General features: G+C 60.9%; 8 protein-coding genes, 2 tRNA genes, 2 rRNA genes and 2 pseudogenes. 4 read left to right on the top strand and 10 right to left on the bottom strand.

Features of this window, described 5'->3' with window-relative positions; all coding sequences use genetic code 11:
• Window positions 1-117: 117 nt before the first annotated feature.
• The 10 genes and pseudogenes from ACRHIG_RS04700 to ACRHIG_RS04655 form a co-directional block, all read right to left on the bottom strand.
• A 23S ribosomal RNA gene (locus tag ACRHIG_RS04700) occupies window positions 118-2992 on the bottom strand.
• 240 nt (window positions 2993-3232) lie between these two features.
• Window positions 3233-3308: transfer RNA gene (locus ACRHIG_RS04695), tRNA-Ala, on the bottom strand.
• A gap of 26 nt (window positions 3309-3334) precedes the next feature.
• Window positions 3335-3411, bottom strand: a tRNA-Ile gene (locus ACRHIG_RS04690).
• 82 nt (window positions 3412-3493) lie between these two features.
• Window positions 3494-5022 (bottom strand): 16S ribosomal RNA (locus tag ACRHIG_RS04685).
• Together the 16S and 23S rRNA genes with 2 tRNA genes alongside form the textbook arrangement of a ribosomal RNA operon.
• 401 nt (window positions 5023-5423) lie before the next feature.
• Window positions 5424-6152, bottom strand: a complete 729-nt coding sequence (locus ACRHIG_RS04680; protein WP_353660926.1) for a YfaP family protein — start codon at window positions 6150-6152, stop codon at window positions 5424-5426.
• Between the two features lie 29 nt (window positions 6153-6181).
• On the bottom strand, window positions 6182-7873 hold the full coding sequence (locus ACRHIG_RS04675) for a DUF2300 domain-containing protein (RefSeq protein WP_489629511.1): 1692 nt from the start codon (window positions 7871-7873) through the stop codon (window positions 6182-6184).
• 10 nt (window positions 7874-7883) lie between these two features.
• Entirely contained in the window at window positions 7884-8768 is an 885-nt protein-coding gene (locus ACRHIG_RS04670; RefSeq protein WP_489629510.1) for a hypothetical protein, read from the bottom strand.
• Window positions 8765-12412: an MG2 domain-containing protein gene (locus ACRHIG_RS04665; RefSeq protein ID WP_489629509.1), complete on the bottom strand. Its 3648-nt coding sequence runs from the start codon at window positions 12410-12412 to the stop codon at window positions 8765-8767. The genes ACRHIG_RS04670 and ACRHIG_RS04665 overlap by 4 nt, the downstream gene beginning before the upstream one ends.
• A pseudogene (locus tag ACRHIG_RS04660) lies at window positions 12409-13106 on the bottom strand (DUF1175 family protein). Before ACRHIG_RS04660 ends, ACRHIG_RS04665 begins: the two are co-directional and overlap by 4 nt.
• A gap of 67 nt (window positions 13107-13173) precedes the next feature.
• Window positions 13174-14622 (bottom strand): annotated as a pseudogene (locus ACRHIG_RS04655) (DUF2138 family protein); the annotation flags it as partial.
• Between the two features lie 198 nt (window positions 14623-14820).
• Here ACRHIG_RS04655 and ACRHIG_RS04650 point away from each other — a divergent pair.
• The 4 genes from ACRHIG_RS04650 to ACRHIG_RS04635 are packed head-to-tail and all read left to right on the top strand — an operon-like array spanning window position 14821 to window position 19387.
• Complete coding sequence (locus tag ACRHIG_RS04650; RefSeq protein ID WP_489629508.1) at window positions 14821-16341, top strand: B12-binding domain-containing radical SAM protein; 1521 nt, start codon at window positions 14821-14823, stop codon at window positions 16339-16341.
• Between the two features lie 57 nt (window positions 16342-16398).
• The gene (locus ACRHIG_RS04645) at window positions 16399-17532 is read left to right on the top strand and encodes an MlaE family ABC transporter permease (RefSeq protein WP_121670653.1); all 1134 of its coding nucleotides are present in this window, start codon (window positions 16399-16401) and stop codon (window positions 17530-17532) included.
• A complete protein-coding gene (locus tag ACRHIG_RS04640; protein ID WP_489629507.1) occupies window positions 17532-18428 on the top strand; it encodes an ABC transporter ATP-binding protein in 897 nt (298 codons plus the stop codon). The genes ACRHIG_RS04645 and ACRHIG_RS04640 overlap by 1 nt, the downstream gene beginning before the upstream one ends.
• The gene (locus tag ACRHIG_RS04635) at window positions 18428-19387 is read left to right on the top strand and encodes an MlaD family protein (protein WP_489629506.1); all 960 of its coding nucleotides are present in this window, start codon (window positions 18428-18430) and stop codon (window positions 19385-19387) included. The genes ACRHIG_RS04640 and ACRHIG_RS04635 overlap by 1 nt, the downstream gene beginning before the upstream one ends.
• The last annotated feature ends 1 nt before the right edge of the window (window position 19388 follow it).

Below are 19388 nucleotides of genomic sequence, written 5' to 3'. Positions count from 1 at the left end.
GTGGAGCGACAAAGCCATGAATCTGGAAGAAGCGGATTATTTAGAATTTTGGGTAATGATTGCGATCAACAACTTCGCAACATGTACTTTCTCATCCTCTGTACCTGCTAAGGTTATAGGGACAAGCCGTACGGGCAATTAGTACTGGTTAGCTTAATGCATTACTGCACTTCCACACCCAGCCTATCAACGTCCTGGTCTCGAACGACCCTTCAAAGAGCTCAAGGCTCTGGGAAATCTCATCTCAAGGCAAGTTTCCCGCTTAGATGCTTTCAGCGGTTATCTCTTCCGAACTTAGCTACCCGGCAATGCCACTGGCGTGACAACCGGTACACCAGAGGTTCGTCCACTCCGGTCCTCTCGTACTAGGAGCAGCCCCCTTCAAATTTCCAACGCCCACGGCAGATAGGGACCAAACTGTCTCACGACGTTTTAAACCCAGCTCACGTACCACTTTAAATGGCGAACAGCCATACCCTTGGGACCGGCTACAGCCCCAGGATGTGATGAGCCGACATCGAGGTGCCAAACTCCCCGTCGATATGAACTCTTGGGAGGAATCAGCCTGTTATCCCCAGAGTACCTTTTATCCGTTGAGCGATGGCCCTTCCATACAGAACCACCGGATCACTATGTCCTACTTTCGTACCTGCTCGACTTGTCAGTCTCGCAGTTAAGCACGCTTATGCCATTGCACTATCAACACGATGTCCGACCGTATCTAGCGTACCTTCGAACTCCTCCGTTACACTTTAGGAGGAGACCGCCCCAGTCAAACTGCCTACCATGCACTGTCCCCGATCCGGATAACGGACCAAGGTTAGAACCTCAAACAAACCAGGGTGGTATTTCAAGGTTGGCTCCACGAGAACTAGCGTCCCCGCTTCAAAGCCTCCCACCTATCCTACACAGATTGGTTCAAAGTCCAATGCAAAGCTACAGTAAAGGTTCATGGGGTCTTTCCGTCTAGCCGCGGGTAGATTGCATCATCACAAACATTTCAACTTCGCTGAGTCTCGGGAGGAGACAGTGTGGCCATCGTTACGCCATTCGTGCAGGTCGGAACTTACCCGACAAGGAATTTCGCTACCTTAGGACCGTTATAGTTACGGCCGCCGTTTACTGGGACTTCAATCAAGAGCTTGCACCCCATCATTTAATCTTCCAGCACCGGGCAGGCGTCACACCCTATACGTCCACTTTCGTGTTTGCAGAGTGCTGTGTTTTTATTAAACAGTCGCAGCCACCAGTTTATTGCAACCCTTTCACCCTCATGGAGTAAACCATTCAAGCTACCGGGGCGTACCTTTTCCCGAAGTTACGGTACCAATTTGCCGAGTTCCTTCTCCCGAGTTCTCTCAAGCGCCTTAGAATACTCATCTCGCCCACCTGTGTCGGTTTGCGGTACGGTCTCGTATGACTGAAGCTTAGAGGCTTTTCTTGGAACCACTTCCGATTGCTTCGTGAATAAATTCACTCGTCCCATCCCCTTGAATTCCGCACCCGGATTTGCCTAAGTGCCTTCTATGAGACAGAAACTGACTATTCCAACAGTCAGACAACCTTCCGCGATCCGTCCCCCCATCGCATCATACGACGGTGCAGGAATATTAACCTGCTTCCCATCAGCTACGCATCTCTGCCTCGCCTTAGGGGCCGACTCACCCTGCTCCGATGAACGTTGAACAGGAAACCTTGGGCTTACGGCGTGGAGGCTTTTCACCCCCATTATCGCTACTCATGTCAGCATTCGCACTTCTGATACCTCCAGCATCCTTTACAAGACACCTTCGCAGGCTTACAGAACGCTCTCCTACCATATCCAATAAAGGATATCCGCAGCTTCGGTGACTGGCTTAGCCCCGTTACATCTTCCGCGCAGGACGACTCGATCAGTGAGCTATTACGCTTTCTTTAAATGATGGCTGCTTCTAAGCCAACATCCTGACTGTTTTAGCCTTCCCACTTCGTTTTCCACTTAGCCAATCTTTGGGACCTTAGCTGGCGGTCTGGGTTGTTTCCCTCTTGACGCCGGACGTTAGCACCCGACGTCTGTCTCCCAAGCTCGCACTCATCGGTATTCGGAGTTTGCAATGGTTTGGTAAGTCGCAATGACCCCCTAGCCATAACAGTGCTCTACCCCCGATGGTGATACTTGAGGCACTACCTAAATAGTTTTCGGAGAGAACCAGCTATTTCCAAGTTTGTTTAGCCTTTCACCCCTACCCACAGCTCATCCCCTAATTTTTCAACATTAGTGGGTTCGGACCTCCAGGGCGTGTTACCGCACCTTCATCCTGGCCATGAGTAGATCACTTGGTTTCGGGTCTACACCCAGCGACTGATCGCCCTATTCGGACTCGATTTCTCTACGGCTTCCCTATGCGGTTAACCTTGCCACTGAATGTAAGTCGCTGACCCATTATACAAAAGGTACGCAGTCACGGAACAAGTCCGCTCCTACTGTTTGTATGCACACGGTTTCAGGATCTATTTCACTCCCCTTCCGGGGTTCTTTTCGCCTTTCCCTCACGGTACTGGTTCACTATCGGTCGATTACGAGTATTTAGCCTTGGAGGATGGTCCCCCCATATTCAGACAGGATGTCACGTGTCCCGCCCTACTTGTCGTACGCTTAGTACCACCGGTCCGATTTCACATACGGGGCTATCACCCACTATGGCTCCCATTTCCAGGGGATTCTGTTATCGGTCCGACTATCACGTACAGGCTCTTCCCATTTCGCTCGCCGCTACTTTGGGAATCTCGGTTGATTTCTTTTCCTGCAGCTACTTAGATGTTTCAGTTCGCCGCGTTCGCCTTGCATACCTATGTATTCAGTATGCAATACCCTAAAAGGGTGGGTTGCCCCATTCGGAAATCTGCGGATCAAAGTGTGTTTGCTCACTCCCCGCAGCTTATCGCAAGCTACTACGTCCTTCATCGCCTGTAATCGCCAAGGCATCCACCATGTGCACTTATTCGCTTGTCCCTATAACGTTAGCCTCTTCATTCTTTCAAATGAAAAGAGCGCTACAGGGATAAGAAAGTACAACGTTGTTGCTTGTTTGTTGATACATACAATCATTACCCATCGATTCGCTTTTTACGGCAAACCGATCAATAAATAATCTTTACTTCTTCCAGATTGTTAAAGAACATACAGCACTTGATCTCGAAAAGACCAAACCTAAATCCCGGCGCCATCTGCGCTGATTTACGTTTGAACTTTTGGTGGAGGATGACGGGATCGAACCGACGACCCCCTGCTTGCAAAGCAGGTGCTCTCCCAGCTGAGCTAATCCCCCATGTTTGCTACGGGTGCTACAGAAACTGGTAGGGCTGGTTGGACTCGAACCAACGACCCCCGCGTTATCAACACGGTGCTCTAACCAGCTGAGCTACAGCCCCAAATGCTGTTCTTCTTTATTAACAGCCGATAAGTGTGAACATTTGATGCGTGAATCATTTACATGATTCGTGCAAACTCTAGAAAGGAGGTGATCCAGCCGCACCTTCCGATACGGCTACCTTGTTACGACTTCACCCCAGTCACGAATCCTACCGTGGTAAGCGCCCTCCTTACGGTTAAGCTACCTACTTCTGGTAAAACCCGCTCCCATGGTGTGACGGGCGGTGTGTACAAGACCCGGGAACGTATTCACCGCGACATGCTGATCCGCGATTACTAGCGATTCCAACTTCATGCAGTCGAGTTGCAGACTACAATCCGGACTACGATACACTTTCTGCGATTAGCTCCCCCTCGCGGGTTGGCGGCGCTCTGTATGTACCATTGTATGACGTGTGAAGCCCTACCCATAAGGGCCATGAGGACTTGACGTCATCCCCACCTTCCTCCGGTTTGTCACCGGCAGTCTCATTAGAGTGCCCTTTCGTAGCAACTAATGACAAGGGTTGCGCTCGTTGCGGGACTTAACCCAACATCTCACGACACGAGCTGACGACAGCCATGCAGCACCTGTGTACTGGTTCTCTTTCGAGCACTCCCCAATCTCTCGGGGATTCCAGCCATGTCAAGGGTAGGTAAGGTTTTTCGCGTTGCATCGAATTAATCCACATCATCCACCGCTTGTGCGGGTCCCCGTCAATTCCTTTGAGTTTTAATCTTGCGACCGTACTCCCCAGGCGGTCTACTTCACGCGTTAGCTGCGTTACCAAGTCAATTAAGACCCGACAACTAGTAGACATCGTTTAGGGCGTGGACTACCAGGGTATCTAATCCTGTTTGCTCCCCACGCTTTCGTGCATGAGCGTCAATCTTGACCCAGGGGCTGCCTTCGCCATCGGTGTTCCTCCACATATCTACGCATTTCACTGCTACACGTGGAATTCTACCCCCTCTGCCAGATTCTAGCCTTGCAGTCTCCAATGCAATTCCCAGGTTGAGCCCGGGGATTTCACATCAGACTTACAAAACCGCCTGCGCACGCTTTACGCCCAGTAATTCCGATTAACGCTTGCACCCTACGTATTACCGCGGCTGCTGGCACGTAGTTAGCCGGTGCTTATTCTTCAGGTACCGTCATTAGCAAGGGATATTAGCCCTCACCGTTTCTTCCCTGACAAAAGAGCTTTACAACCCGAAGGCCTTCTTCACTCACGCGGCATTGCTGGATCAGGCTTTCGCCCATTGTCCAAAATTCCCCACTGCTGCCTCCCGTAGGAGTCTGGACCGTGTCTCAGTTCCAGTGTGGCTGGTCGTCCTCTCAGACCAGCTACTGATCGATGCCTTGGTAGGCTTTTACCCTACCAACTAGCTAATCAGATATCGGCCGCTCCACGAGCATGAGGTCTTGCGATCCCCCACTTTCATCCGTAGATCGTATGCGGTATTAGCGTAACTTTCGCTACGTTATCCCCCACTCCAGGGTACGTTCCGATATATTACTCACCCGTTCGCCACTCGCCACCAGAGCAAGCTCCGTGCTGCCGTTCGACTTGCATGTGTAAGGCATGCCGCCAGCGTTCAATCTGAGCCAGGATCAAACTCTTCAGTTTAATCTCTGTTACTTTGCCATTTTATTGGCACCGTCTTGCGACGGGTCGCTCACTCAAAAAACTGACAGGCTACTTCCGAAGAAGTATCCTATTTCATTATTTCTTGTGAACATTTGATATTTTAAGTATTACAGTAATCCGAAGATCACTGCTGCACTTACATCAAATGCCCACACTTATCGACTGTTAATTGTTAAAGAACTGTATTCGGTTACTGCTTATTTACTACTCTCGCGCTATCGACAAAGCGTTGTGTTTATCAGCTGCGAAGAAGGAAGAGTATGAAGCATTTCAGCACAATCGTCAACTCCTTCTTTTCTCTCGTCTCACTCGGCATTTGCATGCGTCGTTCAGCGAGGGGGCGAATTATAGCCAAGCAACAGCGTGTCCGCAAGAGCCATTTATGGCAAGACGAACGATTTCACCAAGGTCAGCTCGCCAGCCGCCCGCATCGGCACCTGGAAGCTCTGCAGCTTTTCACGCGGCGTACCTTCATTTGTGATGATCGATATGCGGGCCACGGTCAGCATGGCGGTGTTCTCGCCGCTGCCGTAGTAATTGACGTAGGCGTGATAGTTGCCCTTCAGGGGCGCCGCGCTGGAAAAGATTTCTGGCCCGTAACCGGTGGTCACGTCCACGTCCAGCGCACCGCCATCCTTCAAGACGCGATTGCCGTACCAGGCGTGACCACCATCCGGCGTGACCACATGCAGATCGAGGTCGGTGCCGGCGCTGTCCCACGACAGCACGATACGCAAGCGCGCCTGTGTCTTGCCCTGGTAGCTGTCGACAAACTGGGTGCGCGCGCGGCTCCTGCCATCGGGCGAACGCACCTCCACGCTGTTCGAGCCGCTGCCAAAGCCATAGGGGCGGCCGTAACTGCCATCCTCGCCCACCTCCATCGGCATCGCCACGCCATTGACCACCAGGGTGGCGGGCTTGCCCTTGACGGCGCCGGCGATACGCCCCCGTATCTGCGCCGTCTCGGCCTGGCCCGGCTGCAGGTTGACCGATGCGGCGGGGTAATTGACCGCTTGCGTATAGTCCTCGCGTGCACCGGCCGAATTGCGCCAGCCGCCCTTCGGCGCATCGATGGTGACCTGGGCCTGCGCCCAGAGTGGCAATAGCATCAGGGGAATCGCGCAACGGATATAAAAACTCACAGAGCCTCCAGGTTAAGATCGACGAGCCGGCGGGCCAGCCGCTCGACATATTCTTCGTCCTGGCCGCGCGGATGATGGCGCAGGCCAAGGTGCAAATATTCATGGGCCAAGGTGATGCGGTCTTCGCGCGTGGTCAGCGGGCGCATGAAGATACGGTTGCGCGACTGCTCCGAATACGGCGCACCGCTGGATAGCGCGCAGACCAGCGGCGCTTGCGGCGGCGCCTCGTAGCCGGCCTCGCGCAGCAGCACGCGTTGCCAGCGCGGCACCGACCGCGCCAGCCAATCCTCGTTCTGCGCCAGGCGACGGCAACGCGCGCCGGTATTGCCAACGGTGCTCAGCGCGCCGCCGGGATAGGCCGCCGCCAGCAATTCATCATAGTGCTTGCCCTGTTTCGCCTGGCGTACCGCCTCGCTCCACGCCATCGTGCCCTCGGACGCTTGGTTGCTGTGATAGCGCACGGTGACGCCATCGACGATCAGCTGATCGGTCCAGCGCGCAATCGCCAGCGCCGCCGGCGTGGCGGGGCTGGGACTGACGCGCTGGGTCGCGCTGCTGTCGGCGATCTGCTGGCAGCCCGCCACCGTCACCGCGTTCTGTTGCAAATACGTGCGCGCGGCAATCGCCAGCGCCTTGGCCGCTTCCGCTTCATTCGCGCTCGCTTCGCGGTCAAGCACGCGCGCCACATATTCATTGACGCCGAAGCGGCCGCGCAATTGCGGGCGGCCGCCCTTCTCCTGCAACAGCATCAGTTCACCGGTGCTGCGCAGGGCCAGGTTCTGGCCATTTTCGAATTGCACATGGTAGCGACCATTCAGCGGGCCAGCTGCGGCAACGCCGCGCTCGCCGCGCACGATACGGATCGGATAGCGCTTGAAGTAGTCGACCACCACGCAACCGCCATCGTCTGCCGCACCCACTGGCGGCAGACTGGCGGCCAGCCTGGGCGCCCACTGTTCAAAGACATTGCTGCTGCCGCCTGCGCCACCAAACCAGATGGGGGTGCCATCGGCCAGCCAGCCGGCCGCGCCGCCAATCCGTTCGTCTGCCCGGCGCTGCTCGTGCCAGGAATACGTCTTTACGCGCAACTGGCTGCCGAACCAGCGCGCCGTGCCGGCACCGCGACCATCGAGCACCACGCGCAACAAGGCCGCTTCGGCGTCCACGCGGCTGGCGGCCGGTATGCTGTCCAACGCGCGCAGCAGACTGTCCAGCCGTACCAGCCGTCCCGGCGCCAGCTGGGCGGGGTCCGCCAGCCAGGCAAAGTCCCCTGCCGGCGCGCTACCTAAACGGGAGGTCCAGTATTGGCGCCACGGCGCGGCCGTGATCATCAGACGCTTCGGCGAGAAGAAGGGGCCGCAGGACTGCGCCAGCGCCGCATCGTGGCCGATGCTCTGACCCGCATCGCAGCAATACACTTCTTCCGGATCGCGGCCGCCGCAGCGGTAGTCGGGCATCGCCACCTTGTTATCGCTCGCGTAGACATATACGAACAGCTTCCACAAGCTGGCCAGCGGCACTTGGCGCGCGCCGTCAAACGGCGGCGAGAGTGGCAGCGTGGTGCCGCCCTGACGCAGCTGGCGCACCTCCATCTTGCCGTCGCGCCACCAGGCCACGTCCAATGAAGCCGACCAGGCAGGCATGGCCAGCAGCAGGGCCGCCATCAATGCTGGACGTACAAAGCGCATCACTCGACCTTCAGCGCGCGCGTGCTCTTGCCGCCGCCCTCGAGCGCTTTCTGCTCCGGCTGGTACATGCGGTAAAAGCGCGCCGGCGGCAGCACGTAACTCCCTTTTGCGCAAAGCGCAGCAAATGGCGCACGGTCACGGCGCCTTCCAACGGCTCGACCGGCACCGCATAACCGTCGCGGCGCTCGGTGTGACGCGCGCGTTCCAGCGCGGCCGGCTTGTCGCCCGCCATGACCATGCCCCAGGTCGTCGATTCGACCATGGCGCCCGGCGGCAGCGCCACTTCCAGCAAGCCAAAGCGGTGCTTCGCGCCCGGCGCCGATTTCAAGGTGATTTCATCGAGGTACAGCGCGTCCGTGCTGAGCGCCTCGCCCGGCTTGACCAGCTCCGTCGTGTAGCCGCCCTTGCCCGCCTTCATGCGCAGGATGCGACGTTCGACGGCGACCGGCAAGGTCTGCGCTTCGGCGGCATGGCTGTCGTACTGCACCACGGCCACCGTGCCGGCCGGCGCCGGTGCAGCGAGACGCAGTTTGTCAGGCAGGCCCTTGGCATCGCTCCACCGCCACAGCGGCTGGCCGCTGCGGCTATCGCGTTTTTGCCAGGCGCCGTCCAGCGCGACGGCCGGCCCCTTGCCGAACGATATGCCGCCCAGCTTCTTTTGCACCCACATCAACGTCATCGCGCGGTCCAGGGTCGGCATCTCGGCGCGCACGCCGGCCAGCACCGCGTCCGCCTGCGATGGCGGCACTTCGCCGGCCAGCATCAGCAAGGCTTGCGCCACCGGCGCTTTGGACTCGCGCAGCACCTGCCATGCGCTGGCCACTTGCAGCTGCAGCCCATGCGGCAAGACGATGCCATTCTGGCTGGCGACCAGCGCCACCAGGCCAAGGCTCATCGCTTGCGCCTCGCGGTCAGATGCCCCGCCCAGCAGCAGGCTGCCACTGTCGCCCGCCTGGCGCGGCTTGCCCCCAGGACGGCGATGGCGCTGTCGTCCACCAGGCCCGCCGCCAGCGTCTGCGTGGGCAAGCCCATCTCGCGCGCCATCCACAGCACCAGCGCGCGGTCGCCCATCGCGTCCTTCAAGCCATGTTCGCCGTAGACGGCCAGCAGCTTGTTCCAGTGTTCGGGCGGCAGTTCGATGTGCAGCGCGCGCGCCGCGTACCAGTCGGCGTAATAGGCGTAGGCCGTCATCAAGGCATTGCCGGCCGTGGCGTTGCCCCACCAGCCGAAGACGGCATTCGGGCCGGCCATGGATACCAGGCGCAGGCGCTGCGCCGTCAGCAGCGTTTGCAGGGCGCCGGCGTCCGGCCCCAGGCTTTGCGTGGCCAGCGCCAGCGGAATCAAACGGCTTGCCGTCTGCTCCACGCAGCCATACGGATAGTCGATCAAATCGTCGGCAATGCGCGCGAACTGGCTGGCGGTTCCCTGCGCGAACGAGACGCGGAGATTGCGCGCATCCGCCGGCAGCTTGAGCGGAATATCACCGGTGGCGCCATCGAGCGGCAGCACCAGCGAACGCGGGCTGCTCCAGGCGGCGGGCAGCGTCTGCATAGCGGTATCGAGTGCATCGACCACTTTGCCGTTCTGCTTCAGCTCCAGGCGCAGCGGCCCGCTAGCGCCAGCAGCGAGCTGGAACTCGACGTAATTGACACCCGGTTTGGCGGACAGCTTTTCCGTCTTCGGCTGCGCGCCGCCCGAGAGGACGACGTCGAGCGCCTGCTCCTTGCCCGTCTGGTTGAACACGGCCACCGAGGCACGCGGCGCATCGCCGGCGCGCATCCAGTCCGGCGCGGTCCACTTGGCATAGAAGTTCTTGTCCGACCGCAGATAGGCGGTGCGCTGGCCCACGCGCCCCTGCTCATCCATCGCGCGGCCCGTGATGCGCCAGCGGGTCAGCGCGTCGGGCATGGTGAAGCTCACGCGCGCATTGCCGTTGGCGTCGGTCTTCAGCGATGGCGCCCAGTAGGCCGTATCGATATTGTCGCGGCGCGGACGTTCGAGCACCTTGACGCCCCGCTCGTTGTAATTGTGGCGCGCGGGCGCGCCGGCAGTGCGTCCCTGCGCCATGTCGTAGCTGATGAAAGACAGGCTGGCCGTGGTGCGCACGTTGTTGCGGCGCGGATGGTAGAAGAAGTCGCCGATGTCGGGCGCGATTTCCGGCTGCAGCACATAGATCATTTCATCGACCACGCCCAGCGCCACCAGGGTGCTCAGGGGCTTGCCGTCCAGGGTGGCCTTGACGTCCAGCGTGACCTTCTCGCCCGGCTGGTAGCTCTCCTTGTCGCTCTTGAACTGCAGCGCGATACGCGGCTCGATCACTTGCAGGCCGGCGTTCTCGAACACGAAATCGCCATTGCGCGTGTACGCCACCGAGAACGTCATGTTCGGGCCATGCTCTTCTTTTACCGGGATGCGCACTCTCCACTGCCGCGGCGCCACGCGCTTCGCCTGGTACCAATCCGCGGCGCCGGCCATCAAGCCATGGTGTTCCACCTTGTCGCGCTCGAGCGTCAGCAGCGCCTGATCCACCTTGTCGGAGAAGGTGATCAAGGCCTCGGCCGTGTCGCCCGGACGGTAGCGGGCGCGGTCCAGCACGATCTCGATGCTGCCCGGCGTGGTCTGCACGCCGTCACCAGCCACCCAGTGGCTGGCGGCGGCCAGCAGGTTGCCCCGTTCGTCGCGCAGCGCCAGCTGATACGAACCGGAGGCCGGGAATGTCACGTCCCAGCCCTTGGCAGCTGGATCGAAGGCGCCCTCGGTCTTGCTCTGTTTTTCCAGCTGCACCATCTCCCAGCGCACGGGCTTGGCCGCGCCCTGGCCATCGGCCAGCAAGTCGAAATGCACGTTTTGTCCCGGATCGGAAAACTGGCGCGTCGCCTTCAACTGATAGCTGCTGTTCGAGCGTTCTATCATCAGCTCGCGCGTCGCCTTGACGCGGTAGGCCGCGCCATCGGTCGCCAGCACGGTCAGGATGTAGCGCGACGGATCGGCGGCGGGCGGCAAGGTGAAGTCCACATTGCCGCTGCCGTCGCTCGTCACTTCCTCGGTCTTCAAGACCACCGGGAACAGGCCGCTGTAACGCAGCTCCCCCTCGACCATGGTGTTTTGCTGGCCGCGCAAGGACAAGGTCATCTTCGCGTTTTTTACCGGTTTGCCATCGGGGTAGCGCAGCGCGATGCTGCCCTTGACCGCCTCGCCCGTCTTGAATTCCGGTTTCGATGGCTGGACGTTGATTTCAAAGTGCGGCTTGACGTATTCGGCCACGCGGAAGGCCGCGCCATACACGCCATCCCTGTAATTGAAGCGCAGTTCATAGCCGCCGGCGGTCGCTTCCGTCGGCAGGCGGAAACGCGTGTCGGCGCCCGTATCGCCGGACAGCTGCAGCGTTTGCGTCAGCAGCGGCGTGCCGTTCGGATTGAGCACGGTCAGGCTGAGCGGTGCTGCGCTTGCTGCCTGCGAGGCGCGCGCCGAGGTGAATTCGCGGCCCAAAAACTTGACGTTGACCTCATCGCCGGGCCGGTACAGGGGCCGGTCGGTCACCGCATAAATCTTGGTGTTATAGATTTCGCTGTCATAGTAAAAATTCTCGGACACGAACACGCCGCCAGTGCCGTCCTGGCCCAGTACATACGTATGTTCGGGGCTGCCGCGTTCGAGCGAGGCGACACCGTCAAAACCCGTCACGGCCGACTGCAGCACGCCGGTGCCGTCCGTCCACGCCACGCTGGCGCCGGCCACGGCGGCACTGTTGTCGCGCCGCGCCGTCCATACCAGCATCTGGCCGGACGAGACCTTGGTGACGGCCACCGTATCCGACACGAACACCAGGGTGGTGGCGCGGTGCTCGCCGATGATCGCTTCGACCAGGTACAGGCCCGGCTTGCGCTTGCCCAGCGGGATCATCACGTTGCCGGCGCCGGCGACGATGAAGTCGCTGCTGGAGCCATCGAGCTTGACGCCTTTCGGCGGGGCGATGGCCTTGGCTTGCCAGATCGGATAGCGGAAGCTGTCGACCAGCTCCATGCCCTTGATCGGCTTGTACTGCGGGTGGTTGGCGAATACGGTCGGCTTGCGGATGGCGTCATTCGTCGCCAGCTGCGGCTGTTCTTTCGTGACCGCGCGGCGCGCCTCACCGGAAAACAGCTTGCGCCAGGCCAGGCGCGACTGCTTCCACCAGCTATCCCACAGAAAGCTCAAGGTGTTGGCCAGGCCCTCGCCCTGGTAATTGCCCTCGACCTGGATGCGGTGCAGATTACGCTGCTTTTTCAGGAATTCCATCGGTTCGGGCACGCGGTAGACGACGATGTCGGCGCCCGAATACGCTTCCAGGTTCATGCGCCCCATGTCGCGCCCGGGCACCTCGAGCCGCACGCGCGCTTCATCAAGACTGCCGTAGCTGGCGTCCGACAGCAGGAAGAAAGGCTCGCCCTTGAAGGTGGCGTAGTTGCTCGGTTCGCGTTCCTGCGCCGAGGCGCCGCCAATGAGGACCAAGGCCAGCAGGCTGGCAAAGAACAGCTTCATGACAAAAATCGGCTTCATGATAAAAACGCCAGCCGGAACACGCCGGCGAAATTCGGATTGTTGACCACAGGTTGCCACCGCGTGTCCTTCCAGCTCGTGAGTTCTTTGATATCGACGGTCCGCAGACCATTGTCGTCGGGTGTGACGGTGCCGGTGTGGTAGGCGATGCGCGCCCCCATCCAGACCATCAGGTGCTGTTCGTCGCCCTGGTCGAAAAACAGCAGGTCGCCGGGCAGCGCCTGGCTGATTTCGCGGGCGATGAAACGGCTGTTGTGCTGCACCAGCGCCAGCGCCGTGACGAAGTGGCCGACACTGCCACCCGTCTGTATCCAGCGGTTGCGCAAGGCGGCCTGGTTCGCGTCCAGTTCCAGCTCGGGCGGCAGGCGCCGGTCACTGGCAATACCATTCGCATGCAGCCACTTCGCGTCATGCACGGTCAATGCCTCGTTGACGGCAAAGCGCACCAGGCCGGCGCAATCGCGGTGCGTCCAGCGCGGCGATGGTCCCCGTTCGATCTGCGCGTTGACGATGCGCAGCATCCAGGCCTGGAAGGCGCGGCTCTGGGATTGCGACAGCTGCACTTGCCCCCGGCGGCCGCGCGCAGGGCCCAAGCCTTGGGTGCGGCGACAGCGGCGACGCACACCGCCAGCGCAGCGCGCCGCCCATGCGACACCGTCATCGCGCCGTCTCCTGCCATTCCAGCGTTTCCCATGACGTGCCGCTGGCTGGCTGCCGCTTGAGCACCATGCGCAGCGCGGGATATTTTTCAGGGCGTCCAGGCGCGGCACCAGGTGTTCGTTGGCGGCCGCGCGCAAGACCGGTTCGTTATTCGCCGGCAGGGTATCGAAGGCTTCCAGCTGGATCAGGCGGGCCAGCGAGGCCGGTGCGATCAGGCCGATCGTGCGCGCGCCATCGGGCAGCAGGTCGCTGGCGGCCGGCGCCTGCTTGCGGCGCACGGCCAGCACCTGGTCGACCAGCTTGCCGTCGGCGGAGAAGACAACCGTATTGCCGGCCACGGCCAGCGCCGGCGTGGACTGGCCCAGTGCCGTGGCGACGCTGCGCTCCCAGCGCACGAACTCACCTTTGGCGTCCTTGCCGGTGGTCTTGCGCACGGGGTCCTTGCCGCCGATGGCCGCCGCGAACAGGCTGCCATATACAGCGTCGTCGCCGGCCTGCGCGCTGCGCGTGGCCACGAACACGGGTGTATGCAGCCGCGAAGTGCCGTACCAGCACGCGGCGGCGGGGCCTTGCAAGTGGCCGGCCAGCGGCGCCACCGGCTCGGACGCCTTGTCGCCCAGTCGCTTGAGCACGGGCTGCAGCGCGGTCCAGTCCACCGGCACGCTGAAGCAGGCGCTCGGGTTATGCGGCAGCACGGGCCACAGGGCGCTGCTGTCATAAGCACCGTTTTTCAGTTTATCGGCATTGAGCAGCACCTTCGATTGCCAGGTGCCCTGTTGAAAATCGAAACGCAACGCTTCGAGCGCGCCAAAGAAGGGCTGGTAACCGAACGACAGGAAGTCGGCCTTGACGGCGATGCTGTGTCCCTCGGGCGCGGCGCCGTCGAGATGAAATTGCGCATGCAAGACGTTTTGTTTCGCCGGCTCCGGCGCCAGCAGGTTGGCCACTATTTTTTCAGCCGTGCCATCGCCATGCTTGCCGTCGCTGCCGCCGTACAGCATGCCGGGATGGGACAGGATGACCAGGCGCTGGCCGTGCGCGGCAAACAGCAAGGTGCGCTGGTAGGCATAGTTCAGCGCATACACGGGCACCTGGCCGCCATCGACGCGCAAGCTGCCGGCCACGCGCATCTGCGTATCCTTCAAGGCGATCTTGCCCGCCTCTTCCAGCAGGCGCGTCAGCTGGCTGCGCGAGACGGCGATGGCGAAATGCTTGAGCGAGCCGTCGGCATCGCGCCACAGGGCCACTTCCGCCGGCTGGTCCAGCACCATGCGCAGCAGCTGGTCGCCCCAGCCCAATTCATGTTCATAGGCGATGCGGCGCAGGCTGCCCTTGAGGCCCAGCCGGTCTTCGCTCTGCTCGTAATAGAACAGGAAATCCTCGCGCAGCACATCGCGCGCCAGCGGCACCGTCAGCAGGTCGCGCGGCAAGGCCGACAGGCTTTTCGTCCGGACCAGCGCGTCGGGCCGGGATAAATCGAGCTTCAGGCCGTTGACCGGCCCCAGCGCGCCCCAGCCGAAGACCCGGTAGCCGACCAGCGCGGCCGCCACCAGCGCCACCCCGGCCAGCGCCCCGAGCAGAACTTTCTTATTGAGTACTTTTTTCGCCAGCACCGTATATCCCTTTTTACCCGCCGCAGCATTGACAAGTTAGTAATTATTGACAAATGGTAACATGGCATTTGTGGCCGCAGCGCACAGCTGACGCGACAGCGTAAAATAGCGGTTTCGCCGATTCAAACGCCTCCCATGACCATCCTGCTCTCCACCCTGAACGCCCGCTATACCCACGCCTCGCTGGGATTGCGCTATCTGCTGGCCAATATGGGGCCGCTGCAAGCGCAAACGCGGCTGCAGGAATTCGTCATCGGCACGAAAACCACGGAACTGGTCGAACGCATCCTGCTGAACAAGCCGCGCATCATCGGTTTTGGCGTGTATATATGGAACGTCGAGGAAACGACGAAACTGGTGGCCATGCTCAAGCGCGTGGCGCCCGAAGTCATCATCGTGCTGGGCGGGCCGGAAGTGTCGCATGAGGCGGGCGAGCAGGAAATCGTCAAACTGGCCGACTACCTGATCACGGGCTGGGGCGATGTCACCTTCCCCAAGCTGTGCGGCGAGATCCTCAACGGGCCGAAGCCGCTGATGAAGATCCATGCGGGCGTGCAAGCCCCGCTGGCGGAACTGCAGCTGCCCTACTCCTTGTATACAGACGACGATATCCGCCACCGCACGATTTACGTGGAAGCGTCGCGCGGCTGCCCGTTCAAGTGCGAATTCTGCCTGTCGGCGCTGGACAAGACGGCCTGGCCCTTCGCCCTGGAGAATTTCCTGGCCGAGATGGAATCCCTGCATGCGCGCGGCGCGCGCCTGTTCAAGTTCGTCGACCGCACCTTCAACCTGAACATCAAGACCAGTCTGAAGATCATGCAGTTCTTTTTAGACAAGATCGAAGCGAATCCCAACGATCCCATCTACGCCCACTTCGAGCTGGTGCCCGACCACTTGCCCGACGCCTTGAAAGAAGGCATCAGCAAGTTCCCGCCCGGCGCGCTGCAGTTCGAGATCGGCATCCAGAGTTTCAATCCGGACGTGCAATCGCTGGTCAGCCGCAAGCAGGACAACCAAAAGGCGGCCGATAACATCCGCTGGCTGTGCGAGGAATCGAACGCCCACTTGCATGTGGACCTGATCGCCGGCTTGCCGGGCGAGGATGAAGCGAGCTTCGCGGCCGGCTTCAACAAGCTGGTGGCCCTGAAACCGCATGAAATCCAGTTCGGCATCTTGAAGCGGCTGCGCGGCACGCCCATCATCCGGCATACGGAAAACTATGGCATGGTGTTCGACCCGCACCCGCCGTACACCATCCTGGCGAATAAACAGCTCGATTTCATGAGCATGCAGCGCCTCGTGCGCTTCGCCCGCTACTGGGACCTGGTGGCCAACTCGGGCCGCTTCGCCAATACGGTGCAATGGATGCTGGGCGATGCGCCGTTTGAAAACTTCATGGACTTTTCGAACTGGCTGTACGCCCACACGGACGCCACCCACCGCATCGCCATGGAGCGCCTGGCCAAGCTGGTGGCGCAATGGCTGCAGACGCGCGGCATGAGCGCGGCCGAGGCCAACGCCCTGCTGGCCAGCGACTATGCGGGCGGCGCGCAGGCGGCCGCGCACGCCAAGACCAGCGAAGTGAGTACTAACAACACCAAGGTGCGCCCGGACGTCGCCCTGCCGCAGCGGCAGGCGCGCCACCTGGCGTCCTGAGGGGCCGGCGATTGAACAGCGGTGGCGGTCTGCGCCATTCTCCCTTAAACTGGCGCGATGCCGACTGTACAATCGCCGAAACTGACCCTCTCCCAGACCAGCTCCCAACAGGGAGCCCTTGTCACTGCCAGCGGCACCTGGCAGGTGCACGCACTGGCGCATGACAATGCCATCAAGGCCATCGAGGCCCAGCTCAAGCCCTTGCAGGGCGATACCAAGGCGCAATGGGATTTGTCGGCCATCGACAGCATGGACCATATCGGCGCCCAGCTGTTCTGGAATGCCTGGGGCAAGCAGCGCCCCGCGCAGCTGACCCTGGCGCCATCGCAGGAAGAGTTTTTCCGGCGCATCGAAGAGACGGGGCCGCTGCAAACGCCGCCGTCGCGCGCCAACCGCCTCACGCCCGTGATGAAGCTGGGCATGGCCATCTTGCTGTTTTTTGAACATTTGAAGGGGTTTATTGCCCTTGTCGGCCAGGTGACGCAGGATATCGGCCGCTTCGCGCGCCACCCGATGCGCGGGCCGTGGCGTGAAATCTCCGCCAATATCTTCCATGCGGGCTTCCAGGCGCTGGGCATCACGGCCCTGGTCGGCTTTCTGATCGGCGTCGTGCTGTCCTATCTGTCCGCGCAGCAACTGCGCGCCTTTGGCGGCGACATCTACCTGGTCAACCTGCTGGGCATGAGCGTCATCCGCGAACTGGGGCCGCTCCTGGCAGCCATTCTCGTGGCCGGCCGCTCCGGCTCGTCCATCACGGCGCAGCTGGGCGTCATGCGCGTCACGGAAGAGCTCGATGCCATGCTAGTGATGGGCATTTCGCACGGTTTCCGCCTGATCATGCCAAAAGTGCTGGCCCTGGCCATTTCCATGCCCCTGCTCGTCATCTGGACGGATACGGCCGCGCTGATCGGCGGCATGGTGGCGGCCAAGGTGGAACTGAATCTGTCGGCGCGCTACTTCATCCAGAAGCTGCCCGATGCCGTGCCGCTGGCCAACTACATGATCGGCCTGGGCAAGGGCGTGATCTTCGGCATGCTGATCGCCCTCGTCTCCTGCCACTTCGGCCTGCGCATCAAGGCGAATACGGAAAGCCTGGGGCGCGGCACCACCACCGCCGTCGTCACGGCCATCACCGTCGTGATCCTGGCCGACGCCGTGTTTGCCATCGTCTTCAATGGAGTGGGCTACTGATGGCGGACGACACCGATATCGCCTGCGGCACCGGCAAGGAAGGCCAGTTCAACCTGCACGGCAGCGCGCCCGTGGTGGAAATCACCAATCTGTGGACCAAGTTCGGCCGCACCGTCGTGCACCAGGACTTGAACCTGGAAATCGAGCGGGGCGAAATCCTCTCCATCGTGGGCGGCTCCGGCACGGGCAAGACGGTGCTGCTGCGCCAGATGCTGGGCCTGGAACATCCGGCACGGGGCTGCGTCAAAGTCTTTGGCGAGGATATCAACAAGGCAAGTTCCGACCAGCTGCAACAGTTGCGCAACCACTGGGGCATGCTGTTCCAGCAAGGCGCCCTGTATTCGGCCCTGACCGTGTTCGACAACGTGGCCCAGCCCATGCGCGAATTGCGCGTGCTGCCCGAGGCGCTGGTGCACGACGCGGTATTATTAAAGATGAACATGGTGGGCCTGGGTCCGGAACATGCGCTGAAAATGCCGTCGGACTTGTCGGGCGGCATGATCAAGCGCGTGGCCCTGGCGCGCGCCCTGGCGCTGGAGCCGAAGCTGCTGTTCCTCGACGAACCGACGGCGGGCCTGGACCCGGACTTGTCGGAAAGTTTTGTCTCCTTGATCCAGTCGCTGCACCGCGAGCTGGGCTTGACGGTCGTCATGGTCACGCATGACCTCGACACTTTGTTCGCCCTGTCCACGCGCATCGCCGTGCTGGCGGAAAAACACGTGATCGCCATCGGGCCCACGCGCGAGGTGATCGAAGTGGACCACCCGTTCATCAAGCAATTTTTCCTCGGCGACCGCGGCAAGCGCGCGCTGGCCGTCCTCGATGAAAAACAGGCGGCAGCCAAGGCGACACAGCCAGGCGACGACGCCGGCACAGACAAGAAAGCGGAGAAGTAATGGAAAACAGATCACATGCCCTGATGACGGGATTTTTTACACTGACACTGCTGGTGGCCGCCATCCTGTTCGGCGTCTGGTTCAACCGCGACCGCGTAGAAAGAGTCCCGTATTTGCTCGCCACCACCCTGTCCGTGCCGGGCCTGAACCCGCAGGCGACCGTGCGCTACCGGGGCCTGGAAGTGGGCAAGGTCGACGCCATCGACTTCGACACGCAAAAGGCGGGGCAAATCCTCGTGCACATCAGCGTGGCGCCCGACACGCCCGTCACCAACACCACCTTTGCCACGCTCGGCTACCAGGGCGTGACGGGCATCGCCTACATCCAGCTCGACGACGAGCACGTGGGCTCGACACTGCTGGGCACCAGCAAGGACAAACCGTCGCTGATCCCCCTGCGCGCGGGCTTGCTCGACCAGCTGGAAAAACGGGGCAAGCGCATCCTCGACCAGGCCGAGCAGATCACCAACAAGGTGAATAATCTGCTCAGCCCCGACAACCAGGCGGCCATGCTGGGCGCCTTCAATGAAGTGGGCAAGGCGGCCAAGGCCTTTGGCGCCATTCCCCAGCAACTGGAACCGACCCTGACGCAATTGCCGCAACTGACGGAACAGACGCGGCAAACCTTGACGGCCGTCAGCACGGCCAGCAAGAACGTGTCGGACCTGACGGCCACGTGGAAAAAACTCGGTAACGATATCCAGGCGCCCGGCGGCGTGCTCGAGAAGGTCAATGGCACGGTCGATAAGGTCGGCCATTCCGTGGAAACGGTGGCGAATGGCGTATCGCTGGAAGTCTTGCCGCAGGTAATCGAGCTGAGCGGCGAGGCGCGCTCCTCGATGCGCGCCCTGAAAACCACCATGAGCACGCTCAATGAACAGCCGCAGAGCATCTTGTTCGGCGCCCCAGACATTCCGCCCGGCCCGGGCGAGCCCGGTTTTTCGGCGCCCGGCAAATAAG

This window comes from Janthinobacterium sp. C22 (assembly GCF_057919405.1).
This window is presented reverse-complemented; position numbering and strand designations above follow the sequence as displayed.